24 protein-coding genes are annotated in these 24,391 nt (G+C 32.1%); 21 read left to right on the top strand and 3 right to left on the bottom strand.

The window, feature by feature from the left end; genetic code table 11:
- The first annotated feature begins 32 nt into the window (after nt 1-32).
- The 12 genes from AC1RPV_RS03450 to AC1RPV_RS03395 all read left to right on the top strand — a co-directional run bounded on the left by AC1RPV_RS03450 (nt 33) and on the right by AC1RPV_RS03395 (nt 15,468).
- Nucleotides 33-1,079 carry a MupG family TIM beta-alpha barrel fold protein gene (locus tag AC1RPV_RS03450; RefSeq protein ID WP_481761176.1) on the top strand — a complete coding sequence of 349 codons (1,047 nt, stop codon included), beginning with the start codon at nt 33-35 and terminating at the stop codon, nt 1,077-1,079.
- A 3-nt stretch (nt 1,080-1,082) separates the two neighbouring features.
- Nucleotides 1,083-1,973, top strand: a complete 891-nt coding sequence (gene murQ, locus AC1RPV_RS03445) for an N-acetylmuramic acid 6-phosphate etherase (protein ID WP_481761177.1) — start codon at nt 1,083-1,085, stop codon at nt 1,971-1,973.
- A 21-nt stretch (nt 1,974-1,994) separates the two neighbouring features.
- Complete coding sequence (locus tag AC1RPV_RS03440; protein ID WP_481761178.1) at nt 1,995-3,449, top strand: PTS transporter subunit EIIC; 1,455 nt, start codon at nt 1,995-1,997, stop codon at nt 3,447-3,449.
- Nucleotides 3,450-3,476: 27 nt separating this feature from the next.
- Nucleotides 3,477-4,337 (top strand): MurR/RpiR family transcriptional regulator, encoded by an 861-nt coding sequence (locus AC1RPV_RS03435; RefSeq protein ID WP_481761179.1) that lies wholly within the window; start codon nt 3,477-3,479, stop codon nt 4,335-4,337.
- 257 nt (nt 4,338-4,594) lie between these two features.
- On the top strand, nt 4,595-6,286 hold the full coding sequence (gene argS, locus AC1RPV_RS03430) for an arginine--tRNA ligase (protein ID WP_481761180.1): 1,692 nt from the start codon (nt 4,595-4,597) through the stop codon (nt 6,284-6,286).
- A 285-nt stretch (nt 6,287-6,571) separates the two neighbouring features.
- The gene (locus tag AC1RPV_RS03425; protein ID WP_481761181.1) at nt 6,572-7,282 is read left to right on the top strand and encodes a Crp/Fnr family transcriptional regulator; all 711 of its coding nucleotides are present in this window, start codon (nt 6,572-6,574) and stop codon (nt 7,280-7,282) included.
- Between the two features lie 70 nt (nt 7,283-7,352).
- The gene (locus AC1RPV_RS03420) at nt 7,353-7,820 is read left to right on the top strand and encodes an arginine repressor (RefSeq protein WP_409022715.1); all 468 of its coding nucleotides are present in this window, start codon (nt 7,353-7,355) and stop codon (nt 7,818-7,820) included.
- Between the two features lie 152 nt (nt 7,821-7,972).
- The gene (locus tag AC1RPV_RS03415) at nt 7,973-10,093 is read left to right on the top strand and encodes a PBP1A family penicillin-binding protein (protein ID WP_481761182.1); all 2,121 of its coding nucleotides are present in this window, start codon (nt 7,973-7,975) and stop codon (nt 10,091-10,093) included.
- Between the two features lie 76 nt (nt 10,094-10,169).
- Nucleotides 10,170-10,514, top strand: a complete 345-nt coding sequence (locus AC1RPV_RS03410) for a YlbF/YmcA family competence regulator (protein ID WP_481761183.1) — start codon at nt 10,170-10,172, stop codon at nt 10,512-10,514.
- Nucleotides 10,515-10,585: 71 nt separating this feature from the next.
- Nucleotides 10,586-11,806 carry a metallophosphoesterase family protein gene (locus tag AC1RPV_RS03405; protein WP_481761184.1) on the top strand — a complete coding sequence of 407 codons (1,221 nt, stop codon included), beginning with the start codon at nt 10,586-10,588 and terminating at the stop codon, nt 11,804-11,806.
- Nucleotides 11,793-14,483, top strand: coding sequence for an ATP-binding protein (locus tag AC1RPV_RS03400; RefSeq protein WP_481761185.1), 2,691 nt, complete (start codon nt 11,793-11,795; stop codon nt 14,481-14,483). The genes AC1RPV_RS03405 and AC1RPV_RS03400 overlap by 14 nt, the downstream gene beginning before the upstream one ends.
- Nucleotides 14,484-14,493: 10 nt before the next feature.
- Nucleotides 14,494-15,468: a 3'-5' exoribonuclease YhaM family protein gene (locus AC1RPV_RS03395; RefSeq protein WP_481761186.1), complete on the top strand. Its 975-nt coding sequence runs from the start codon at nt 14,494-14,496 to the stop codon at nt 15,466-15,468.
- 86 nt (nt 15,469-15,554) lie between these two features.
- On the opposite strand, the gene AC1RPV_RS03390 is transcribed toward AC1RPV_RS03395, so the two are convergent.
- The 3 genes from AC1RPV_RS03390 to AC1RPV_RS03380 all read right to left on the bottom strand — a co-directional run bounded on the left by AC1RPV_RS03390 (nt 15,555) and on the right by AC1RPV_RS03380 (nt 17,350).
- Nucleotides 15,555-16,460: a peptidylprolyl isomerase gene (locus tag AC1RPV_RS03390; RefSeq protein WP_481761187.1), complete on the bottom strand. Its 906-nt coding sequence runs from the start codon at nt 16,458-16,460 to the stop codon at nt 15,555-15,557.
- Nucleotides 16,461-16,595: 135 nt separating this feature from the next.
- Nucleotides 16,596-16,919 (bottom strand): hypothetical protein, encoded by a 324-nt coding sequence (locus AC1RPV_RS03385; RefSeq protein ID WP_481761188.1) that lies wholly within the window; start codon nt 16,917-16,919, stop codon nt 16,596-16,598.
- Nucleotides 16,919-17,350: an HIT family protein gene (locus AC1RPV_RS03380; RefSeq protein ID WP_481761189.1), complete on the bottom strand. Its 432-nt coding sequence runs from the start codon at nt 17,348-17,350 to the stop codon at nt 16,919-16,921. The genes AC1RPV_RS03385 and AC1RPV_RS03380 overlap by 1 nt, the downstream gene beginning before the upstream one ends.
- Before the next feature lie 114 nt (nt 17,351-17,464).
- Here AC1RPV_RS03380 and AC1RPV_RS03375 point away from each other — a divergent pair, with 114 nt between their 5' ends.
- The 9 genes from AC1RPV_RS03375 to AC1RPV_RS03335 all read left to right on the top strand — a co-directional run.
- Nucleotides 17,465-18,202 (top strand): ABC transporter ATP-binding protein, encoded by a 738-nt coding sequence (locus tag AC1RPV_RS03375; RefSeq protein WP_481761190.1) that lies wholly within the window; start codon nt 17,465-17,467, stop codon nt 18,200-18,202.
- Nucleotides 18,199-19,416, top strand: coding sequence for an ABC transporter permease (locus tag AC1RPV_RS03370; RefSeq protein WP_481761191.1), 1,218 nt, complete (start codon nt 18,199-18,201; stop codon nt 19,414-19,416). Before AC1RPV_RS03375 ends, AC1RPV_RS03370 begins: the two co-directional genes overlap by 4 nt.
- A 65-nt stretch (nt 19,417-19,481) precedes the next feature.
- Nucleotides 19,482-20,270: a phosphotransferase gene (locus tag AC1RPV_RS03365; RefSeq protein ID WP_481761192.1), complete on the top strand. Its 789-nt coding sequence runs from the start codon at nt 19,482-19,484 to the stop codon at nt 20,268-20,270.
- 74 nt (nt 20,271-20,344) lie between these two features.
- On the top strand, nt 20,345-21,004 hold the full coding sequence (gene trmB / locus AC1RPV_RS03360; protein WP_409022703.1) for a tRNA (guanosine(46)-N7)-methyltransferase TrmB: 660 nt from the start codon (nt 20,345-20,347) through the stop codon (nt 21,002-21,004).
- A 165-nt stretch (nt 21,005-21,169) separates the two neighbouring features.
- Complete coding sequence (pepA, locus tag AC1RPV_RS03355) at nt 21,170-22,249, top strand: glutamyl aminopeptidase (protein WP_409022702.1); 1,080 nt, start codon at nt 21,170-21,172, stop codon at nt 22,247-22,249.
- Nucleotides 22,250-22,254: 5 nt separating this feature from the next.
- Nucleotides 22,255-22,575 carry a thioredoxin family protein gene (locus AC1RPV_RS03350; protein ID WP_409022701.1) on the top strand — a complete coding sequence of 107 codons (321 nt, stop codon included), beginning with the start codon at nt 22,255-22,257 and terminating at the stop codon, nt 22,573-22,575.
- 18 nt (nt 22,576-22,593) lie between these two features.
- Nucleotides 22,594-23,052 carry a universal stress protein gene (locus AC1RPV_RS03345; RefSeq protein WP_481761193.1) on the top strand — a complete coding sequence of 153 codons (459 nt, stop codon included), beginning with the start codon at nt 22,594-22,596 and terminating at the stop codon, nt 23,050-23,052.
- Between the two features lie 2 nt (nt 23,053-23,054).
- A complete protein-coding gene (gene ytpR, locus AC1RPV_RS03340) occupies nt 23,055-23,693 on the top strand; it encodes a YtpR family tRNA-binding protein (protein ID WP_481761194.1) in 639 nt (212 codons plus the stop codon).
- 56 nt (nt 23,694-23,749) lie between these two features.
- Nucleotides 23,750-24,391 (top strand): hypothetical protein (locus AC1RPV_RS03335; protein ID WP_481764173.1); only part of this gene is annotated, 642 nt, incomplete at its 3' end.

The following is a 24,391-nucleotide window of genomic DNA, read 5'->3' as shown; positions in this document are numbered from 1 at the left end:
TAACGCTTTCTTTTATGAATGGAGGAGATATTATGTTGGGTTTTTCAATTTATTTAGGTGATAAGATTGACGATGATACAAAAAAATATATTGAAGTAATGCGTAAATCAGGATTTAAGGGTATTTTTACTTCATTACATATTCCTGAAGAAGATAGAAAAAAAACTATTGATGAATTAAAAACTTTGGGGAATTTATGTCTTGAAAATAACTTGAAATTAATGGTTGATATTTCAGAAAAAAGTTTAAAATTATTGGAATTTGATTTGAAAACTGCTGGAATTACTGGTTTAAGAATTGATTATGGGATTAGTATGGAAAAAATAGCTGAATTATCAAATAATATAGATATTGGATTAAATGCTAGTACGATTTCAGAGCTGGATATTAAGCAACTAGTTGATAATCATGCAAATTTTAAGAATATTGAAGCATGGCATAATTATTATCCTCGACCAGATACGGGATTAGATGACGAATGGTTAAAAAATAAGAATCATTGGTTAAAAAAATCAGGATTTACTACGATGGCGTTTGTGGCAGGAGATAAAATATTTAGAGGGCCAATTGGAAAGGGATTACCAACATTAGAAAAACATCGAAATTACAATGTATTGGCTGCAATGATAGATTTAATTGAGAATAATTATACTGATGACGTTTATATCGGTGATCCGCGAGTTTCACAAAGAACAATTAGTAAGATAGTTAACTATTTTACTAATCAAAGTATAGAAATAGATATTGAAAGTAGTTCGCATGAACTTGATAATATAGCATGGCATAATCGTGCTGACGTGGCTAGGGATGTTGTAAGGTTAGAAGAAAGTCGGATAAGAAATCAATTCACTATTGAACCAATAAATAATGAAGATGCTCGAACGAGAGGTACTATAACGCAAGATAATATGTTATATGGGAGATATACTGGAGAAATACAGATAGTGAAAAATAATTTACCAATTGATAAAAAAGTAAACCAAATTGGTACAGTTAAAAGGACAGACTTGGATTTAATTGACTATATAGGAGCAAAACAAAAAATAATATTTAATAATACAATTATAAAAGAGGGATAAAATATGGATATTACAAAATTAGTAACGGAAACTAGAAATGAACAAACTATGAATTTAGATGAGTTAAAATGTTCTGAAGTTGCAAGAATAATGAATGAAGCCGATATGACAGTTCCTAAAAGCGTAGAAAAAGAGTTATCGCAAATTAATGAAGCAGTTAGTAAAATTATTGAATCATTTAATAGTGGAGGCCGTTTAATTTATATGGGTGCAGGAACTAGTGGTAGATTAGGTGTCTTAGATGCTGCTGAATGTGTACCAACATTTGGAACAAATCCTAGCATGGTGCAAGGATTGATTGCTGGTGGTATGAAAGCAATGACTGTGGCAGTTGAAGGTGCCGAAGATTCAAACGAATTGGGTAAGTTGGATTTGGAAAATATTTGTTTAACAAAATTAGATACAGTAGTTGGAATTGCAGCAAGTGGTAGAACACCATATGTTATTGGGGGTCTTGACTACGCTAAACATCTTGGTGCGAACACAATAAGTCTGGCTTGCAATAAGGAATCAATTATTGGACGGCATGCTGATACGGCTATTGAGATTGAAGTGGGACCAGAGATATTGACTGGGTCTACTCGTTTAAAATCAGGAACGGCACAAAAATTAGTATTAAATATGTTGTCGACAATTTCGATGATTGGAATTGGAAAAATATATAAAAATTTAATGGTCGATGTTAGACCAACGAATGAAAAATTAGTTGAAAGATCAAAGCATATTATTATGGATGCAACTGGAGTAAGTTATGAACAAGCAAAATTAACATTTGAATTAGCTGAACATGATGTCAAACTTGCAATAGTTATGATTCTAACGGATAACGATTTGAATCAAGCTAAAGAAAAATTAAAGAAGGCTCATGGTTTTGTTAGGGAAGCAATCAAATAAAATATTTGGAGGGGTTAAATTATGGCAGACAAAAAAATCGAAAAAATTGCAAATGAAATTTATGATAATGTAGGGGGGCCAGACAATGTTGAAAAATTAATTCATTGTATGACTCGAGTTAGGATGACAATTAGGGATGAAGATAAAGTAGATATTGAAAAATTGAAAAATATCGATGGTGTCATGGGTGTTGTTGAAGATGATACTTTGCAAGTGGTAGTTGGACCTGGTACAGTCAACAAAGTTGCAGATGAAATGGTAAGACAAGTAGGGGTTAAATTAGGCGAACCTTTCCCTTTGAAGAACGTAGTACAATCAACTCAAATGACTGATAAAGAATTGGTTGAGAGCAAAGCTGCTAAAGTAAAAGCAGAACATAAAGCTAAACAAAAGCAAACGCCAATAAAAAAGGTGCTTAAAGCAATTTCAAATATCTTTGTTCCACTAATTCCTGTATTTGTTGGAGCAGGATTGATTGGTGGATTGGCTGCTGTCCTTGGAAATATGATGGTTGCAGGGGATTTAAGTTCGAGCTGGACAGATTTTATTGCAGTTTTAAATGTTATTAAAAATGGTGTTTTCAGTTATTTAGTTATCTATGTAGGGATAAATAGTGCCAGTGAATTTGGTGCCACTCCAGGACTTGGTGGTGTTATCGGCGCTGTCACTTTGCTGAGTGGGGTAACCCCTGAAGCACCTCTCCATAATATCTTTAACGGTCAGGCACTAAGTGCTGGACAGGGTGGAATTATTGGTGTTATTTTTGCAGTGTGGGTATTAGCTATTTTAGAAAAAAGATTGCATAAATGGATTCCGGATTCTTTAGATATTATTATAACACCGACAATATCATTATTTGTTATTGGAATGATGACAATTTTCTTAGTAATGCCAGTTGCTGGGGTTGTTTCGAATTCTTTAGTTACATCAATTAACTGGGTCTTAGAAGTTGGTGGTGCATTTTCTGGTTTTGTTTTAGGGACTTTTTTCTTACCAATGGTAATGTTAGGATTACATCAAATTTTAACACCTATTCATCTTGAAATGATTGCTAAGTCTGGATCAACATTATTATTGCCAATTTTAGCAATGGCAGGAGCTGGACAAGTAGGGGCAGCAATTGCATTATGGGTTCGTTGTCGTAAAAATAAAAAATTAACAAATTTAATTAAAGGCGCTCTACCAGTCGGATTTCTAGGAATTGGGGAACCATTAATTTATGGGGTTATACTACCTTTAGGACGACCAATGATTACTGCTTGTCTTGGTGGCGGAATCGGTGGAGCGGTGATTGGTGGGATTGGTCATATTGGATCTATTGCAATAGGACCTTCTGGGGTAGCATTGATACCTTTAATAAGTAATGGACACTGGATTGGGTATATTCTTGGATTGCTTGCGGCATATGCGGGCGGATTTATTTTAACATTCTTTTTTGGTATTCCAAAAGATGCTATGATTGAGACAGAAGCATAAGACATACCATAAAAAGAGGTAAGAAGTATGGGTAATTATTTGTACACAATACAAGCAAATATGGATAAATACACAAAGGTAGAGCGAAAAATAGCACGGTTTATTTTAGAGCACCCTCAGAAAGTAATAAGAATGAGTACACAGAGTATGGCAGAGGTGGTAGGTGTCAGCACTGCAGCAATAACGCGATTTGGAAAAAGTATTAGTGATACTGGTTTTCCAGGATTAAAATTAGAATTATCAGCAGAAATCCAAGATGATAAATCAATGCTCGAGGAAATTAATCCTAAAGATGATTTAGTGACGACACAACAAAAATTAACCATGCGGATACAACATACGATTGAGGAATCAAATAAAACATTAGATGAGGAAGTCGTTAATGCTGCGAAGGTTATTGCAGAGTCAAAAATAATCTATGCGTATGGAATTGGAGCATCAGAAATTGTAGCTAAAGATTTCCAACAAAAATTTATTCGAGTTGGTAAGTCTGTTATAGAAACACTTGATACACATCTAATTGCCGTTGGATTATCGCAACTAAAAGAAGGAACAACTTTATTCTTGATATCAAATTCAGGGGAAAATACGGATGCAATTAAGTTAGCAAATCTTGCAAATCGACAAAAAATAAAAGTTATCGTTTTAACACATAATAAAAAAAGTACATTGGCCAAATTAGCTAATATTATTTTAGAACATGACGATAGTGAAGAAAATAAAAAATTCAGAAGTGCAGCGACTACTTCTTTAATTGCTCAATTATATGCAGTCGATCTTGTGTATTATTCTTTTGTATCAATTCATTTTGATGATAATGTTACAAGATTGACAGATTCAAGGGATGTCGTAAAGAAATATTTCACCAAAAGCAAACCTAAATTCTAAAAACACTATCTTTTATAATATTAATTTGTTACAATCAAACTATAAATTCGATGATAAAAGCTAGTAAACTAATTAATTTTAAAGCAAGTCTAGGTTGATGGAAGCTAGATAAAAGCGTTAGTTGAATCGTACTTTTTAGAAATAACTGAATATTTTGAGTGGATATTAATCAATTAGAGTGGTACCGCGGGAATTCTCGTCTCTTACATAATTATTTGTAAGGGGCTTTTTTTATACAATTTTAGGAGGAATGGATAATGAATTATAAACAACAAGTTGCACAAGCATTGGTTGCTATCGTTGATGGAAACCTTACTGAAGAAGAAATTATTGCCAAAATTGAAATACCAAAAAGTTCTGATATGGGGGATTATGCATTTCCAGCTTTTGCATTAGCTAAAGCATTTAGAAAAGCACCTCAGATGATTGCTAAAGACTTAGTAGAGAAAATTGATCAAAGTCAATTTGAGTCAGTTGCTGCAGTTGGGCCATATGTTAACTTTTTCTTGAATAAGGCTGCATTTAGTCAAGATATTATTGAACAAGTGCTTTCAAATGGCAGTGAGTATGGCGCATCTGATATTGGTCATGATGGTAACGTACCAATTGATATGTCATCACCCAATATTGCTAAACCTATTTCAATGGGACATTTACGTTCAACTGTGATTGGTAATTCAATTGCAAACATCTTGGCTAAAATTAATTATAATCCAATTAAAATTAATCATTTAGGCGATTGGGGAACTCAATTTGGTAAGTTAATTACTGCTTATAAATTATGGGGTAGTGAAGCAGAAGTTAAAGCTGATCCTATCAATAAATTACTTGAATACTACGTTCGTTTCCATAAAGAAGCAGAAGAAAATCCAGAGTTAGATGTTGCAGCTCGTGCATGGTTTAAAAAGCTCGAGGATGGCGATGAAGAAGCAATCGAACTTTGGACTTGGTTCCGTGCAGAATCATTATCAGCTTTCAATAAAATTTATGATATGCTGGGTGTCCAATTTGATTCATTTAAAGGGGAAGCCTTTTATAATGATAAAATGGGCGAAGTTGTGACAATGTTAAAAGATAAAAATTTGTTAAAAGAAAGCCAAGGCGCAGAAATTGTTGATCTTGAAAAATACGATTTAAACCCTGCCTTGATTCAAAAAACAGATGGGGCAACTTTATATATTACTCGTGATTTAGCTGCTGCTATTTACCGTAAACGGACGTATAATTTTGTACAGTCATTGTATGTTGTCGGAAATGAACAAGCTAACCATTTTAGACAATTAAAGGCTGTGTTAAAGGAAATGGGTAATGATTGGTCAGATGATATGCACCACATTCCATTTGGCTTAATCACACAAGGTGGTAAGAAATTATCGACTCGTTCAGGACGTGTTATTTTACTTGAAGAAGTTTTAGATGATGCTACAAGCCTTGCTAAAAAACAAATTCAAGATAAAAATCCTGACCTACCAAATGCTGAACAAGTTGCTAAAGATGTTGGTGTTGGGGCTGTTATTTTCCATGATTTAAAGAATGAACGTATGAATAATTTTGATTTTGTTTTAGAAGAAGTTGTTCGTTTTGAAGGTGAAACAGGTCCCTATGTCCAATATTCAAATGCTAGAGCACAAAGTATTATTCGTAAAGCGGGTGATGTTTCAATTAGTGAAAGTAACAATGAACTTTCTGATCCTGCTGCATGGGATACAATTAAGTTACTTGGTGACTTCCCTAAAATAATTAAACGTGCAGCTAAAGAATATGAACCATCAGTAATTGCTAAATACGCTATTCATTTATCAAGAGCATTTAATAAATACTATGCAAATTCAAAGATATTAGTTGAAGATGATCAAAAATTAGCTCGTTTAGCACTCGTTCAAAGTGTGAGCGTCGTTTTAACAGAATCATTAAGATTATTAGGCGTAAATGCACCAAAAGAAATGTAATTAATAAAAAAGTTGACTTAATTGTTAACTTTTTTATTTTATCTAAATATTGTTAGATGTACTTTTTAACGATGATTGTGCGTTTGAACACAAAATGGATGTGCGAATACGACCAGTTTATTTTTATCATTTTGGTACTGTTAGATTAATGATTTAGAGCTATCAGTGAATCAAAAAAATAAACCAGGGTCTCCAAAATCCGAAAAAATAAATCGACATTCTATATTTAATCTGATAGTGTTGATAGTTATATATCATAAATATAGGTATTAAGGGAGTAAAGGGATGATTACAGAAAAAGAAAGACAAAGGTATCGATCAGAATTTTCTGACCATGAGTTGTTTGGTTGTTTAAGTGAGGATGAACAAGGAGCTTGTTTTGAACAAATTACATTTAAAAGATTTCTAAAAGGAAATACTATTTTTGATATGAATGATAAACGTGATTTTATTTATGTTGTCTTGGATGGATTAGTTAAAATTGAACGTGGTGATCGAGCTGGTATTTTTCAAAATTATATGTATGTTACATCGAAACAAATATTTCCAATTGGTGGAATGTTACAGAGTGAATATTATACTGTTTCAAGTCGTGCTGCTACACTAGCGACGGTCGCTAAGATTCCTGTTGAACTTATTGAGAATTTAATCAAAACACATTATGAAGTTTCTGCGTACTTATTTGGGCAAATTGATAATATTTTAAATTGTTCAGAAGTGTTAAGGTTAAGAACCGTATGTAGTAATACAACAACCCGGATAACACAAGTGTTACAGTATTTAAGTGAGAATCTAGCCGATAAACATGGTGAGAATAGTCTGCGAATCCCATATGTGATTACACATGAAGATATTGCGACGATTAGTGGAACGCGGCGTGAAACCGTTGGACGAGTTATTCAGAAATTAGTGTTAGATGGTTATATTATTAGAGATTCAGGTATGCTTATATTTGAATCAAAATTCAATAAAATGAATAAAATCGTCCTAAATTAAGCGTATTATTTCAGTATTCATATTTCTTTTGCTATACTAAGAATAAATACTCATTCAAAGAGGGATTCTTATGAAGAAAGAGATACGTCAAGCTAAAATTGAACAGTTAATTAATAAAAAAGTAATTGCAACGCAGGATGATTTGATTTCAGAATTGGAACATGTGAATATTAAGGCGACTCAAGCGACTATTTCTAGAGATATTCGTGAAATGAAAATTGTTAAAGCTCAAGATGAACAAGGTGATTTGAGATACGCAATTTTTAAGTCAGGTAATTTAAGTGAAGAAGTTCATTTATTTGAAATTATTTTTGAAGTCGTTACTAATATTACTAAAATCCAATTTATGAATGTTGTTAAAACGATTCCAAGTAACGGTAATTTACTGGCAGCAATTATCGATGATTTTGGCTTCCCGGATATTGTTGGAACTGTTGCGGGACATGATACAATTATGATTATTAGTTCAGATGAGCAGGCCGCACAACGTGTCTATGATATTTTTACTGAACACGCAAATCCAGATAATTTAATTTAAAATACTGTGAGACTAAGGAGTAGATAACATCTACATTTCTTAGTCTTTTTTTAAATATTTAAAAATATCATAATAAAAAGGCTAATTTACTTTTTATAATATTGCTATGGTAAAATAATAAATGATATTAAGATTAAATATGGGGACAACTAATGAAAAATGAAAATAAAAGAACTAAAAATGAAAATTGGTTTGTAATACATCTAATTCAATTTAAAAATTGGTTTCGACAGGGATGGAAATTTGTGCATGGTTGGAAATGGTTGACTATTTTTATTTTAGCAATTATTTTAGGTTCGAGTGCGTATTTAACTTATGTAGCCAAAACAACAAATGTTAGTGGGTTAAAAGCTGCTTTACAACAATCAACTGAGGTTTTTGATAAAGATGGCGATAAAGCAGGATCGTTATACTCTCAAAAGGGTACTTACGTTTCATTAAATAAGATTTCACCCAATATTCAAAATGCTGTACTGTCATCAGAAGATCGTAATTTTTATCATGAATATGGATTTTCAATCAAAGGGATGGCACGTTCTGTGGTTTCATTGGTTAAAAATCGATTAACTGGAAGTAGTGCAATTAGTGGTGGCGGAAGTACTATAACGCAACAACTTGTTAAAAATGCATTCTTGTCACAGGAGCAAACTTATAGTCGTAAGGCTAAAGAAATATTTATTTCAATTGAAACGGAAAAAGTATATTCAAAAAAAGACATTCTAACGATGTACTTAAATAATGCATATTTTGGTAATGGCGTTTGGGGTGTTCAAGATGCCTCTAAAAAATATTTTGGAAAAAGTGCTTCAGATTTAACTGTTAGTGAGGCTGCAGTTATTGCGGGTATGTTAACATCGCCAGGGGCATATAATCCGATAGATCATCCTGTTGCAGCTAAACAAAGGCGTAATGTTGTTCTGAATGTTATGTATGAAAATAAAAAAATCTCTAGTGCAGAATTATCAAGTGCTAAGCAGACGGGTATTACATTAAATGATACGTACGATTATCAATCAGGTTATAAATATCCTTATTATTTTGATGCCGTTATTAGTGAAGCAATTAAAAATTATGGGTTAACTGAATCAGATATTATGAATCGTGGTTATAAAATTTATACGGCGATGGATCAGACCCATCAAGAAGCTATGCAAACATCATTTGATAACTCTACCTTGTTCCCTTTGGATGCTGATGATGGGACAAAAGCTCAGGGTGGATCAATTGCTATTAATTCAACGAATGGTGGTGTGACAGCAGTTGTTGGTGGACGAGGTAAACACGTTTTTAGGGGATATAATCGAGCGACTCAGATTAACCGCCAACCGGGGTCAACACTAAAACCAATTGCCGTATATATGCCTGCTTTAGAAGATGGCTATTTTTATGATTCTGAATTAAAAGATAAAAAACAATCATATGGATCAAATAATTATTCACCAAATAATTACGACAATCAATATGCAGGTAAAATACCAATGTATAAGGCATTGGCACTTAGTAAAAATGCGCCAGCTGTGTGGTTGTTAAATAAAATTGGTGTTGATAAAGGATACGATGCTGTTAAAAAATTTGGTATACCGGTTAAAAGTTCGGACAAAAACTTAGATTTAGCTTTGGGTGGTTTAACTACTGGTGTCTCACCCTACGAAATGGCTAGTGCATATACTGCGTTTGCTAATGGTGGTATTCAAAAAAAGGCTCATTTTATTACTAAAATTGTTGATGCTTCTGGTAAAACGATTGTTAATAATTCAGACAATAGTGAAACTAAAGTTATGAGTAGTAAGGTAGCTAAATCGATGACAAGTATGATGATGGGTGTCTTTGAAACTGGAGGAACTGGCGAACTTGCTGTCCCAGCTGGATATACAGTTGCTGGTAAAACGGGAAGTACAGAGGCTAAAAAAGGTTCTACAGATGGGACGAAAGATCAGTGGGTTATTGGATATACACCAGACATTACTGTCGCAACATGGGTTGGTTTTGATCAAACTGATGATACTCATTACCTAAGAAATTCAAGTGGGGATATCGTTGATTCCTTATTTAAAAGCGAAATGTCAGGTATATTACCTAATACTGCTCAGACAAGCTTCTCAACGAAATCTGCTACTACTTTAGCAAATAATACCGGTTCAAATGATAGTGGAGATGGTATTTTAGAATCAGTAGAAAAGCAAACAGATGAAATAAAAAATAAATTATCTGATTCTGCTAAAAAAGCCCAAAAATGGCTCAGTGATAGTATTAATGGGATGTTTGGAAATTAGAACAAATCAATGCAAATTATGGATAAAAATGATACACTAATTAAGTTAATATAAATTATTATTGGAGGAATCAGAAATGGTTGTTAATATTTATGATACAGCGAACCAAATGAGTCAAGATCTTAGTCAAACGGAAGAATATAAGGCTTTGAAATCAGCTTATACAAAAATGCAAGAAGATGAAATTGCATATAAATTATTTAAAGAATTTCAAACAATTCAAATGTCTTTGCAACAAAAACAAATGAATGGTGAAGAAATGACAGACGAAGAACTTGAAAATGCTCATAATCTTTCAGAAAAAATCGGTGATTTTGATACAATCAAAGATTTAATGGTTAAAGAACAAGTTTTAAGTGAAATTATGAATGAAGTTAATTCAATTATCACAAAACCAATACAAGATTTATATCATAATTAATTCGAATAAAAATCCTGGAAGCAAAGCAATTATGTTTTGTACCAGGTTTTTTTTTATAAAGGAGTGGGAAGATGAAATTTATTCATGCAGCTGATTTACATTTAGATAGTCCTTTTGGAGGATTAAAAAATGTACCAAGTCAGTTAATGGATTCGATTTATCAGTCAACATTTAAAGCTTTGAGTAATCTCGTAGATACGGCTATTGAAGAATCAGTAGACTTTGTTTGTTTAGTTGGGGATTTATATGATTCATCTGAGATGAGTATTATGGCACAAACAACGTTAATTAGTCAGTGTGAACGACTGCAAAAGGCCGGAATAAATGTTTATTTGAGTTTTGGTAACCATGATTTTTCTGATAATGCTCAAGATCATTTAACTTTTCCATCAAATGTAACTTTATTTACAAGTGAAGTTGAAACAGTGACGCACATTTTAAAAAATGGCGATGAAGTTCGATTAACTGGGTTTAGTTATGCACATAGATGGGAACCATCAAAAATCGTTGATTATCCTGTTCGTGGTGATGAGAAATGGCATATTGGGCTTATCCATGGGGCAAATGAGGGTATAAATTCAATATCAGATGAAAGTTATGCACCATTTACTGTTAAAGAATTATTACAGAAAAATTATGATTATTGGGGATTGGGTCATATTCATGTAAGACAGATTTTGAATGAACAACCCCCAGTTATCTATCCTGGAAATACACAAGGTCGGCACCGTAAAGAATCAGGCGATAAAGGGTTTTATCTAGTGAATAGTGATGGAAATAAGTTGGTTCCCAAATTTATAACGTCATCTACAATTGATTGGGAAACAGTTAATATTTCAATGGCAAAAATTGATTCACTATCAGATGCTATTGATAAGATTGACGCTGAATGCCAACTTTTTTCTAAAGATAAATCATATTTAATAGTGATACAAATCACAGATTTAGATAATTTTAGTGATAGCCTAGTAAATCGCATTCAAAATGGTGATTTATTAACTGCTTGGATTCAAAAACATATGCCAGATAATTACTATTGGATTGTTAAAATTAAAACGGTGATTAATAAAAAGGTAGCTTTTGAATCAATTGATCAACAATACTGGGAAGAAAGCGCAAAACGTGTTTTTACTGATGATGGAATGACTGAACTCGCTGATAAATTATTACAAATTCCGGAACTTAATACGTACTTATTAGAAACGGGACATTTAGTAGAATTACAAGAAAATTCAAAAACATTGCTTCATGAAAATCAAGCGATAGAGGGTCATATAGATGAAAATAACTAAAGTTAAAATTTACGGATTTGGGAAGTGGCATGATAAAACGTTTGATTTTAATCAAACGAATCAGGTTATTTTTGGTCTGAATGAAGCAGGTAAATCGACGTTAACAGCATTCGTATTGAGTATGTTATTTGGATTTGCAAATGCGAAAAAGAAGTACCAACAATATCTGCCTAAAGACTCATCCACATATGGTGGAGAGTTGGAATTATTAATTGGTAACGATGCTTATCGACTAACTCGTACACAAGGTAAATCTGGTGGCAAGGTATCTATTGTTAAAAGTGATGATGGGATGAAAGTAGCTAGTAGTAAGCTGCATGAATGGCTAAATCCAGTCGATGAAAATTTATACAATCAAGTATTTTCATTTAATCAGCAGGCGTTAAACCAAGTATTTAATTTAACGAATGAAGATTTAAATGAGTATCTAACGACGATGGGAGCAGTTGGTAGTCAAGAATGGTTAGAATTAACTAAAAAAATTCAAAAAGATGCCGATCACGTCTATAAGCCAGCAGGTCGTGTAACTGAGTTAAATAAGGAAATTGCGTTATACAATGATTTAGTTAATAAAATAAATATTGCCAAACAGAAATTTCCGGAATATGTTGAGACACAAAAAAAGTTAGATCAAAATAGGGAACAAATTAAAGGGCTACAAACAACACAATATAATCTAACCAAAGATTACCAACGCTACGAACAATTAAAGCAAAATTGGTCAATATATGAACAATCTAATGAGTTGACGGATAAGCTAAAACAAACTGATGAAGATGCTATGATTTCTGTTGATAATTATCAAAAAATACAAAATTTACTAGAGAAACAAAAGATAAATAATGAAAGGTTAAAATCGATTAATCAGAGTGTAGTTGATGAAAAAGAAAATTTAGCAGCATTAAATTTAATAAATTTTTATGAAAACAATAAAGTTGATTTTGATATATTATTTGAACAATTAGCTGATAATCAACAATATTTAGATAAAGTTGTATTAGAACAGACGAGTTTAAACCAACTATTAACAGAACAAGAACGGTTAATGATGCAATATCAAAATATCAACGGAAAAGTTCCAATAGCGTTTGATCCTGATGATTTTAAAAATATTGTCACATTAATTAAATCTGAAGAGAGCAATAAACGAATACTTCAAGAAATTGAACAAAAGCAATTGACGAAAAAACAAGATATTTTAGATTTAAATCAATCAATTGATCAAAAAAATCAAGTACAAAAAAGTAAATGGTCTACACAACAAAGTATCTTAGTAGGGGTAAGTGTTATACTATTTGTACTAAGTATGATCTTACCAATGCCGTTTAAAATAATGGGATTGATACTAGATATTATGATAGTTGTATATACCATAATTGTATTTAAGCAGTCTAATTCTAAGGATAAATCAAGTAGTGATGCTCTGATGCAAATACAAAATAAAAGACAAATGATTACTGCAGAAATTGATGAAAATCAATTGAAGATAGGTGAACTGGACGAACAATTGAGACAAACTGATACTGAATTAACGGATTATCAAATTCAATACGTTTTAGATGATTTTCCAAAGAATCAGTGGTTCTCAATTCAAAATGACTTAAGTCGAATACAGTCTATAACAGATCAAATTAGTCAAAAATCAGCAGAAATTAAAACGTTAACTGACAAGATAAAAAATTATTTGAATCAGACAGATTTTGCTGATAGTTTTCTAGCACTAAATAAAAGTGATATGGCAGATAGTTTAGCTAGAATTAGAGGCTTTAATGATAAATTACAACCTTTAATTGCTGAATCACAATCAATAAAAAATAAAATGGGCTATTTAAATGAACAACAAAAGCATGAAGATAATGTGACTGCTGATATTTCTAATCAAATTAATGAAATATTAACGCAATATCATTTAACGTCAATTGAGCAATTTGAAAAAAATTACGATTTACAAAAGCAATTTGTTCAAGACAAATCTAAATTGGATACAATTAATGAGCAGCTTCCTGTGGAGGTTAGAAAAAATCTTGCTAGATTTGAAACGAAAGAAAGTTTAGATGAACAATTAGATGAGCTTACAGAACAATTGAAACAATTGCAAAATAGTATAATGAACATTAATCAGGAGATTATTGATCAACAGACGTTATTACGGACTTTGAAGGCAGAAGGGAATTATACAGAACTTCGACAAGAGTTGGCTGAAAAAGTTACAATTTTAAGTGAATTAGCTGATAAATGGTTAACTCAAAAGTTAACTATTAATTGGATTAACGAGGCATTAAAAGACTCTTCTGGGGTTAGAATGCCACAAATGTTGCAATTAGCAAATCATTATTTTGAACTATTAACATTAGGCCATTTTACACAAATAAATAATATATCAGGATTATTAACCGTCGTTTCTTCTGATATGGTATCATTTGAAGTGGGAGAATTGTCACAAGGAACAGCAGAGCAGCTATATATCGCACTTAGATTTGCTTTAATCATGACAATTAATAAATCAATCGAATTACCATTAATTATTGATGATGGGTTTGTTAATTTTGATAAAAACAGAAAAAATGCCGTTTTAAAACTAATACGAGAAATAAGTAAAAAAGTTCAAATTATTTATTTAACGGCAGATGATTCAGGATTAACTGGATTTGATAACGATAAAATAATTAAGTTATAGGAGGATGGACATGGCACAAGAGAAAAAAATATTTGAATATAAAGTTGACGAAAACGTAGCATTATTTGTTTTAATTAAGAGTGCAGAAGTTAGAAATACAAAGAATAATAAGCAATTTATTGCATTTAATTTTGAAGATAGTTCAGGCCAAATTAGCGCTAAGCTTTGGGATGCAACGCCAGAGGCAATTGAACAATTTCAAACGGGTAAAGTTGCCTTTATAAAAGGAAAACGTGAAGTTTACCAAAATAATCCACAGATGAAAATCTATCATATTAGATTGACTGAAGAGGGTGAACCTAATGATCCGAGTCAATTTGTCGTTAGTGCACCAATGAAAAAAGATGAGATGGAAGAAGAATTTAATAAAGCTATTTTTGAAATTACAAACCCAAATTGGAATCGAATTGTAAGATATCTCATTGCCGAAAAACATGATGATTTTTTCAGTTATCCCGCTGCAAAGAAAAATCATCACGCATTTTCTGGTGGGTTAGCCTACCATACACTTTCAATGTTGCGATTAGCTAAATCAATTGTTGCCGAATATGGTGATGTGATTAATGCACCATTACTTTACGCAGGTGTGATTTTACATGATTTAGGAAAAACAATCGAATTATCAGGTTCTGTGGCAACAACTTATACATTAGCTGGAAATTTAATTGGGCATATTGTATTAATTGATGAAGAAATTGTTAAAGCAGCAGGTGAATTAAAAATTGATCTTCAGACAGAAGACATGATTTTATTACGTCACGTTGTTCTTGCGCATCATGGGTTACTAGAGTATGGTTCACCAGTGCAACCTCATTTAATTGAAGCAGATGTTTTACATCAAATTGATAATATTGATGCATCAATTCAAATGTTGAAAGGGTCATTGGCTCATACAGAAGAGGGCGAATTTTCTGAACGTATATTTGGTATGGATGGTCGAAATTTCTATAAACCACATGCTGACAGTAATGTAACAAATAATTAAATTGAAAAATATCTCAATGGATAAATTCCATTGAGATATTTTTTTCGAAAAAAAAACACCAGATATAATCTGATGTTTTGATGTATTTATTTTGAAGATGAAGAAGATGATGATAAGTAGCTTGAAAGAACATCTTTCAAGTCATCATCTTTGATTGATACGTTACCTTTTTTAAGAACTTTACCAACAATTTTTTGTAATTTAGTTGAGTCAGCCATAGTTTCAGTAACAATTTGTTCTTTTAAGTCAGAAATGTGATCGGCTTTTTTACCTTTACCAGCATTTTTAACACTCAAGATTACATCATAACCTGCTGTTGTTTTAACAGGTGTAGTTGTATATTTACCTTGTTTTAAATCAAATGCAGCTTTTTTAAATTCTGCTGTTAGTGTTGTATCTGTATTGTTAAATGCAGCTAAAGTACCACCAGTACTTGCAGAAGTTGTATCTGTTGATTTTGATTTAGCTAATGCAGTAAATTTGTCAGTTAACTTTTTAGCAGTCTTTTGTTCATCAAGTTGTTTGATGATTTTTTCTGCATCTGATTTTGAAGCAACTTGAATACGTTGAACTGTAATAGTTGGTTGGTATTCTTCCCATTGCTTATCTACAGCTGTAGAACTTAAATCACTGTAATGTTTAACAGCAGCTTTTAAAAGTAAGTTAGAACGTAATTCTGCTTTAAAACTAGTCTTTGTCATACTGTTTTGTGATAAGACAGATGAGAAACTTGAACCATATTTAGCTTTATAAGTATCGTATTGTTTTGTGACTTCTTTATCAGAAACATCATCACCATATTGTTTTTCCAATACTTTGTTCAAAATCATTTGTTGTAAAATTGATGTACCACTTGAAGTTTTCTTCAAACTATCGTAGTAAGCACTTTCTGTAACCTTACCACCTGAAGTAGTTGCAACTGTTGAGCTCCCACAACCCGCTAATGTAAATGTTAATAGTACGCCGGCTAAAGCAACAAGCCATTTTTTCATAACCTAACACATCCTATTTCTTAAATTTTTTGTCTTCTCAATGAAAGACTAATACGTTTAATATAACATAATTATCATATAATGAAAGTAAATGACCGAAAATTCACAAAAAAATCAAACTTTTAAAAGCCTAATTCATTGATACTTTTCTAATTTTTTATTAATTTTATTGATATTTGGCTCGATCTCATAAGTAAACTTTTCTATACGATTGCTAATGGAATCGACGATGGGTAATGTTTCTTCGATAATCGTATTCAGATGATCTGTAGCATACTGCAATTTTTTTGATGAATTAGTTACGCGATTGATATCATTTTGATAGTCAGAAAAATCTGCTTTTAACTGAACTTTTTTATCTGCAACAAAAGTAATAAGTTCATCTCTATGGTTATAGGCATAGTATGCTGACCCACCAATAATTGATAACAAACTAATTCGTTTAAGTGTTTTTGACATTATTTTTCTCCAATCTTATTCTTGATTGACATCATAATTGATTCAAGTTGCTCGGATGTGTACTTCTTGGAATTATCCTTGAATGACATTTTAAAAGTATCTTTTGTTGAGTATCTAGGAATTAAATGAAAATGTGAGTGAAAAACAGATTGGTAAGCTAGTTCACCGTTATTATTGACGATATTCATCCCTTGAATATCTGGATTGCTTACTTTAATTGCGGAAGCAATCATTGGAATTTTAGAAAAAACTTTACTAGCGAGTGCTTGGTCATATTCAAAAATATTAGCAACATGTTTTTTTGGAATAACAAGTGTATGGCCTGGGGTTGTTTGTGAGATATCAAGAAATGCTTTAATGTCTTCATCTTCGTATACGGTGAAACTAGGAATATCATTGGCAATTATTTTACAAAAAATACAGTCAGTCATATGTTTGCCTTCTTTCAAAGTTAGTTAATACTTTTATTATACATCATGAATGATAATTCACCATAATATGATATAATTAAAGGCATAAATAAATTGTAAATGGGGAATTAGAAAATGACATTAGAAGTTAAAAATTTAGTGGGTGGTTACTCTCAAATACCAGTTTTAAAAGATATTTCTTTTGAAGTTAAACCTGGAAATGTCGTTGGCTTAATTGGTTTAAATGGTGCAGGTAAATCGACTACAATCAATCATATAATTGGGTTATTAACCCCGCAAAAAGGAACTATTAAATTAAATGGCGTAACCTTAAGGGAAGATAGCCAGGCTTATAAATCACATTTAGCATATATTCCTGAAACGCCTATTCTTTATGAAGAATTAACATTAAAAGAACACATTGAACTCTCAATGATGGCTTATGGATTGAATGAAACTAAGGCATGGAAAAAAGCTAATGAATTACTTAAAATATTTAGACTTGATAACAAGTTAGAATGGTTTCCCGCTAACTTTTCAAAAGGGATGAAACAAAAAGTTATGATTGTCTGTGCTTTTTTAACAGAATCTGATTTTTATGTTATTGATGAGCCATTTCTCGGGCTAGACCCCTTAGCAATTAACGATTTATTAGAGTTAATTGTTGCTGAAAAGAAGCGTGGCGCAAGTGTCTTAATGTCAACTCACGTTTTAGCCACAGCTGAAAAGTATTGCGATTGGTTCATTTTACTGAATAAAGGTGAAATTAAAACACAAGGAACAATGGTTGAATTAAGACAAGCCTATAAGAATCCAGATGCTTCCTTAGATGAAATTTATCTTGGTTTAACTAAGGAAGAGGTAACAAAATGAAAGACTTATGGACAACACGTTTAAAAAGTCATCAGTTATTATTATTAAAATATTTACGATATGTTTTGAATGATCATTTTGTTGTTGCAATTATGTTTTTTGTTGGTGGACTTGGTTTGGCTTATTCAAATGGGCTAAAGGTGATGCCTGTTAATTTAGTTTGGTATCGGCCTGCATTAGTGATTGGATTACTGGTGATTTTACAAATCGGCCGTTTAAGTACGTTATTAAAAGAAGCGGATATTGTTTTTCTTTTACCACAGGAACATGCATTAATTAGTTATTTAAAAAAGGCAAAACGCTATTCAACAGTTATGGCCAGCTTAATGCAAGTTGGATTTATTGTGTTACTTATCCCAGTTATGATGATTGGAATGAAAATCTCAGTAATCAATATTATTTTCTTGATTTTAACGCAACTATGCTTGAAAAATAATTGGTTAGTCATTTCATTACTTGAAAAATATCAAAATAACCGGTTTAGTTGGGGAAGTATCAAATTAGTTAATATTTTATTGCCTATTTTGATTTATATCCTTGGATTATATGGTACGTTTATTCTGAGTTTTATCGTTGCTATTTTAAGTAGCTTTGTTTTAAATCAGCTAGCTGCAAAAGGATTTAAGGAAATCTTTGATTGGAAAAAAGCAATCAGTTTTGAAGAAAATAGAATGTTAGGGATTTACCGTTTCTTTAATTTATTTACTGATGTACCAATGGTTAGAGGGAATGTTAAGAGAAGAGTGTACCTTGATTTCATTTTAAATCATATTAAAAAAGATGACGCAAATGTTTATACATTTTTATATGCAAGGGGATTTATTCGCGGAACTGAATTTAGTGGCTTATTTATTAGATTAACTCTAATTGGAGCGCTAATTATTGCATTTATTTCAAATGGTTGGCTAGCACTCGCATTTTTAATCTTATTTATTTATCTGATTGGTTTTCAATTGTTACCTTTTGCAAAACATTACGATAATATTATTTTTACTAGACTATATCCAAAAGGAAAAGAGTATCAAATTAAGAATTTCAAAAAGTTTACATTAACAATTATAAGTGTAAGTGCAGTACTTTTTAATATCGCAATCTATATTGGTACAGGACAATTTTTAATGATGGGTTATGGTGTTTTGGTGAGTTTAGTGGAAATAATGCTGTTTACTAATGTTTACTTAGTTACCAGAGTTAAAAAAATCCTTGACGTATAATAGGGATGTTTGTAAGATGAAACTATAGCATCAGAGCTTAGTCGGGAAAAAGAGGTAATAATAGTATGGATTTTAATTTAGATCCCGGTTGGCAATTGTTACCAATTGGTGGAGATACAGGCACTGCATACATGGGTACACGTGCACAAGAAAAGGTGTTTTTGAAACAAAATATGTCACCTTTTTTAGCTGCGCTCTCAGTTGCTGGTATTACACCAAAATTAATTTGGACTAAGCGAATCTCAAGTGGGGATACAATAACTGCACAAGAGTGGCTAAATGGACGAAACCTTCATTCTGATGAAATGGATCAAAAAATGGTTCCTGAATTATTATCTAAAATTCATCGCTCAAAGCAATTAAAAAATATGTTGAGACAGGTTGGTGGAGAAGTTATCACACCTAGTGGCTTATTAGCTAATTATTTTGACGATTTGAGTGATGATTTAAAGCAGCACCCCTTGCTATCAAAAATGTTTCAGCAATTAAATGAACATCAACCTGAACTATCAACGGATAAGTATACAGTTTGTCATGGTGATTTGAATCATCGAAATTGGTTACAGTCTGATACTAATCAATTATATTTAGTTGATTGGGAGTCAGCAAAAATTGCTGATCCTGCTATGGATTTGAGCTTAGTTATGTCTGAATACATTCCAGATACACAATGGAGTAGTTGGCTGAGTGGTTATCATGAGTCATTGGAGAATAACGATTTATTAAACAGAATAAACTGGTACATTATAATAGCAAAATTACAACGAATAAAAAAAGCACATCAATTAAGTCGATTTCATGAAATGAATCAGGCAATAATAGAATTACAAAAATATAATATAAAAATGGATTAAAAAGTAAGTGGGGCTAAAACGATTAATACGTTCTAGCCCCACTTACTTTATCAAATGAAATGAGGATATATAAGTTGAGATTAAGAAATAAAGCATGGGCTGAACCGTTAATTGCAGAACATCCGGAACTACTTGTAACATCACCTAATCAGTTTAAGGGTAAATGGCAATCAAGATTTGAGAAAAAACAACCACTTTTTATTGAAATAGGTATGGGTAAGGGTGGATTTATTATGGGAATGGCTAGAAAATTTCCGGAATATAATTTTATCGGAATTGAATTGCAAACGACAATTGCAGCAATTACGTTGAAGAAACAAGTTGAAGCACAAATTCCAAATTTACAATTAATTTTAGGTAACGGTGATTCGGTAACTGAATTTTTTGATGATAATGAAGTTGATGGCATTTATTTGAATTTTTCAGATCCTTGGCCTAAAACAAGACAAGCCAAACGTCGACTTACTCATGGCAGTTTCTTAAAAGGCTATGAAAAAGTTATGAAAAATGATGGTCATCTTGAATTTAAGACAGATAATCGTGGCTTGTTTGAATACTCATTAGTTAGTTTAAATGAGTATGGAATGGGTTATGATCAAGTTTGGCTTGATTTACATGCAAGCGTTGAAGCTGAAGATAATGTCATGACTGAATATGAAGAAAAATTTAGTAAAAAGGGACAGCCTATCTATAAGTTAGAAGCACATTTTAATACGTCTAAAAATCTGGAATAAAAATTCCAGATTTTTTTTGTAAAAACGCCGTTACATAGTAACTAAGCTACATTCATGGATTCTTTTATGGTACTATTATATAATATAAAGTAAGAAATATTAAGCTAAGTGAGTAGACAAAATTGGGACTAATTCGTCCAATAAAATGAAAAGGGGCTCTCTAATATGAATGATAAAACGTTTAATTTAGTTAAAACAATGACTGAACTTCAGGCAACAAGTGGATTTGAAAATAACGTACGTGATGTAATGCGCGAAAAAATGACACCAAATGTTGATGAGGTTGTTCAGGATGGTTTGGGTGGGATTTTTGGTATCCGTAAAAATGCAGATATAAATGCACCTAAAATTATGACCGCTGCTCATATGGACGAAGTTGGATTCATGCTTGCCGCAATTAATGACAATGGGTTATTTTCAGTTCGCCCACTTGGTGGATGGAATCCATTTGTTGTTTCTTCACAACGATTCACACTAACAACACGATCAGGTCAAACGTACCCAATAATTTCTTCTTCAGTATCACCTCATTTATTGCGTGGTGATAATCATCAAAATGCAACACCACAAATTAATGATATTTTATTTGATGGTGGATTTGAATCTGCAAGTGAAGCAAAAGAGTTTGGTATTGCACCAGGAGATTATATTGTTCCGGATGTTGAAACAATTAAAACAGCTAATGGTAAAAATATTATTAGTAAGGCATGGGATAACCGTTACGGTTGTACTGCAGTACTGGAAACACTTGAAAAATTAAAAGACGTAACATTACCAAATACTTTATTCGCTGGTGCTAATGTTCAAGAAGAAGTTGGACTACGAGGCACGCCAGGTGCAGTAAATATGCTGAAACCTGATTTATTTTTTGCTGTCGACTGTTCAGCAGCAAATGATATTGAAACAACAAAGGGAACATTTGGACATCTTGGTGAAGGAACGTTGATCAGAATTTATGATCCAAGATTAGTAACGCTTCCTAGATTAAAAGAATTTTTATTGGATACTGCTTCGGATAACAATATTCCTTATCAGTACTTTGTTTCTCAAGGTGGTACTGATGCTGGCGCAGCTCAAACAGCAAATAATGGTATTCCAAGTTCTGTTATTGGCGTTTGTGCACGTTATATTCATACGCATCAAACAATGTTCTCAATCAGAGACTATGAAGCAGCAAAAGAATTACTTGAAAAAACAATTTTAGGATTGGACCGTTCAACTGTCGATACAATCATTAAGGGGTAGTTAGATTGGAAAAATTAAAAGTTTTAGAAAAAGATAAATTAAATGAATTATTATTGAATGGTAAATCATTGTTTTATTTTACGGCAGGTTGGTGTCCAGACTGTAACTTTATTGAACCATTAATGCCTGAAATTGAAGCAGAGTATTCCGATTTTAAATTCTATAAAGTAGATCGCGATGAACAAATTGAACTTTGCCAAGATTGGGGTATTTTTGGTATTCCGAGTTTTGTTGCATACAATAACGGTGTTGAGCTTGATCGTTATGTGAATAAAGAGCGTAAAACGAAAGAACAAATCGAATCATTTATGAACAAATTAGACTAAACCATTGGGGTGATAGTGATGTTTGAACAAGTTTATAAAAGAGTAATGGTCGGGATAGATGGAAGTGTGCAATCTGAACGTGCATTTAATCAGGCAGTTGAGAGTACTTTAAAAAACGAGGCTAGTTTAATAGTTGTACATGTTGTTGAGCGAAGTGTTGACAATACATTTTCTGAAGATGAAGATGACGTTACAACTGAAGTTAAGCGATTAAATGATACCTTAGCCGACTACAAACAAATTGCGATAGATAAGGGCGTTATTGATGTTGAAACTATTTTAGTATATGGATCTTCTAAAGTTTTATTAAGTCGTGAAATACCAGAAGAAAAACATATTGATTTAATTATGGTTGGGCAAACAGGGGCTAACGTTGTTGAAAGATTTGTGAATGGATCAACAACAGATGCAATTCTAAGAAATGCGCCATGTGACGTCTTAGTCATTAGTGATAATAAGAAGGGAACTCATAAATAAATATGTTAATAGCAAGTTATAATTTAAAGAACGTTGGCGATACATTAATGGTTGTTTTACGTGAAGAGGTAGAAAACCAAAAGTCAGAATTAAAAAATAATGTCGTTCGTATTTTCAATGAAAAATCGAATGAAACGTTGGGATTTAATTTTCTAGAAATCTCTAAAGAATCACTTGATTTAGTAGGTAACGGACAAATCTTTTTAGATGAAAAACAAGTAGAAAAATTAAATCAACTTATCGTTGCTGCTGGATTTAAGGATGTACTTGTTGTCGATGACGATCCTAAATTTGTTGTGGGATATGTAGCTGAATGTAATGAACATCCTGATTCTGATCATTTGCATATCACAAAAATTGAAGTCAATAATGGTGAGACACTAGATATCGTTTGTGGTGCACCTAATATTGAACAAGGTCAGCTTGTTGTTGTTGCTAAAGTTGGCGCAATGATGCCAACTGGGGCTATTATTTGGCCGGGTAAATTACGTGGTATTGATAGTTATGGCATGGTTTGTTCAGCTCAAGAGTTGGCTATTCCTAATGCTCCAACTGTCCATGGTATTTTAGTTTTAGATGAAAAGATGAATCATGTTGGTGATGCATTCGATTTTGAGAAGGCAGCCAAATTATTTGCATAATATAGATTTATAAAAACTAATTGCGGTTATTGCAATTAGTTTTTTACATAGTTAGGATGAAATTAATGGAGCGTTACGATGGACCTGCATTTTATAAGAAAACGTTAAAAAAAGATGTAAATAAACCACATCACAATGAGAAATTTGCGCGCAAAGAGACAAAGATAGATAGTCAAAGTGAAAAAGCACAAATTAATCGCTATTCTCGAGGTTTCAAACCAAAACAAATCCCCACATTTTTTACAAATAAAAAGCAAAATAAAAACGTAAGGTATCGGAAAATTTTAGTTCAATTAACTAAAGCAAAGGATACTTATTTACTGTTTGATGATTTTGCTGAAGAGGAAAATCAAGTATCTAATAATGATGAAAATACGTTATATTCTGTGGATAGTGTAGCTAAAAAAATAGTACCAGAAGTAGATTCAGTAATCGAAGATAATAAACAAGAAGATACTTTATTACAAAATACAAATTTAGAGCCTGATGTGTTTGATGAAAAAAATGAACAGATAAAAAAAGCAAATATAAATGTAGTTGCTAATAACAAGCACGCTTTAGCTCGAGGATTATTTGAAATATCAGTTTCTGAGAATGAGGCTCAAAATGAATTAGCCGTTTTTAAAAATAAACCTGAAGTTTTGTCACGTGAAGAACTTGCATTTGTAAGTACCAATCACCAAACTAATGAAGAAGTA

It is taken from the genome of Dellaglioa sp. CoH-55-MRSF-9, from assembly GCF_056782155.1.
This window is presented reverse-complemented; position numbering and strand designations above follow the sequence as displayed.

Excerpts from the sequence above, each read along its gene's own strand:
- AC1RPV_RS03450 (WP_481761176.1), top strand. The coding sequence starts at position 33 with ATGTTGGGTTTTTCAATTTATTTAGGTGATAAGATTGACGATGATACA.
- murQ (WP_481761177.1), top strand. The coding sequence starts at position 1,083 with ATGGATATTACAAAATTAGTAACGGAAACTAGAAATGAACAAACTATG.
- AC1RPV_RS03440 (WP_481761178.1), top strand. The coding sequence starts at position 1,995 with ATGGCAGACAAAAAAATCGAAAAAATTGCAAATGAAATTTATGATAAT.
- AC1RPV_RS03435 (WP_481761179.1), top strand. The coding sequence starts at position 3,477 with ATGGGTAATTATTTGTACACAATACAAGCAAATATGGATAAATACACA.
- argS (WP_481761180.1), top strand. The coding sequence starts at position 4,595 with ATGAATTATAAACAACAAGTTGCACAAGCATTGGTTGCTATCGTTGAT.
- AC1RPV_RS03425 (WP_481761181.1), top strand. The coding sequence starts at position 6,572 with ATGATTACAGAAAAAGAAAGACAAAGGTATCGATCAGAATTTTCTGAC.
- AC1RPV_RS03420 (WP_409022715.1), top strand. The coding sequence starts at position 7,353 with ATGAAGAAAGAGATACGTCAAGCTAAAATTGAACAGTTAATTAATAAA.
- AC1RPV_RS03415 (WP_481761182.1), top strand. The coding sequence starts at position 7,973 with ATGAAAAATGAAAATAAAAGAACTAAAAATGAAAATTGGTTTGTAATA.
- AC1RPV_RS03410 (WP_481761183.1), top strand. The coding sequence starts at position 10,170 with ATGGTTGTTAATATTTATGATACAGCGAACCAAATGAGTCAAGATCTT.
- AC1RPV_RS03405 (WP_481761184.1), top strand. The coding sequence starts at position 10,586 with ATGAAATTTATTCATGCAGCTGATTTACATTTAGATAGTCCTTTTGGA.
- AC1RPV_RS03400 (WP_481761185.1), top strand. The coding sequence starts at position 11,793 with ATGAAAATAACTAAAGTTAAAATTTACGGATTTGGGAAGTGGCATGAT.
- AC1RPV_RS03395 (WP_481761186.1), top strand. The coding sequence starts at position 14,494 with ATGGCACAAGAGAAAAAAATATTTGAATATAAAGTTGACGAAAACGTA.
- AC1RPV_RS03390 (WP_481761187.1), bottom strand. The coding sequence starts at position 16,460 with ATGAAAAAATGGCTTGTTGCTTTAGCCGGCGTACTATTAACATTTACA.
- AC1RPV_RS03385 (WP_481761188.1), bottom strand. The coding sequence starts at position 16,919 with ATGTCAAAAACACTTAAACGAATTAGTTTGTTATCAATTATTGGTGGG.
- AC1RPV_RS03380 (WP_481761189.1), bottom strand. The coding sequence starts at position 17,350 with ATGACTGACTGTATTTTTTGTAAAATAATTGCCAATGATATTCCTAGT.
- AC1RPV_RS03375 (WP_481761190.1), top strand. The coding sequence starts at position 17,465 with ATGACATTAGAAGTTAAAAATTTAGTGGGTGGTTACTCTCAAATACCA.
- AC1RPV_RS03370 (WP_481761191.1), top strand. The coding sequence starts at position 18,199 with ATGAAAGACTTATGGACAACACGTTTAAAAAGTCATCAGTTATTATTA.
- AC1RPV_RS03365 (WP_481761192.1), top strand. The coding sequence starts at position 19,482 with ATGGATTTTAATTTAGATCCCGGTTGGCAATTGTTACCAATTGGTGGA.
- pepA (WP_409022702.1), top strand. The coding sequence starts at position 21,170 with ATGAATGATAAAACGTTTAATTTAGTTAAAACAATGACTGAACTTCAG.
- AC1RPV_RS03345 (WP_481761193.1), top strand. The coding sequence starts at position 22,594 with ATGTTTGAACAAGTTTATAAAAGAGTAATGGTCGGGATAGATGGAAGT.
- ytpR (WP_481761194.1), top strand. The coding sequence starts at position 23,055 with ATGTTAATAGCAAGTTATAATTTAAAGAACGTTGGCGATACATTAATG.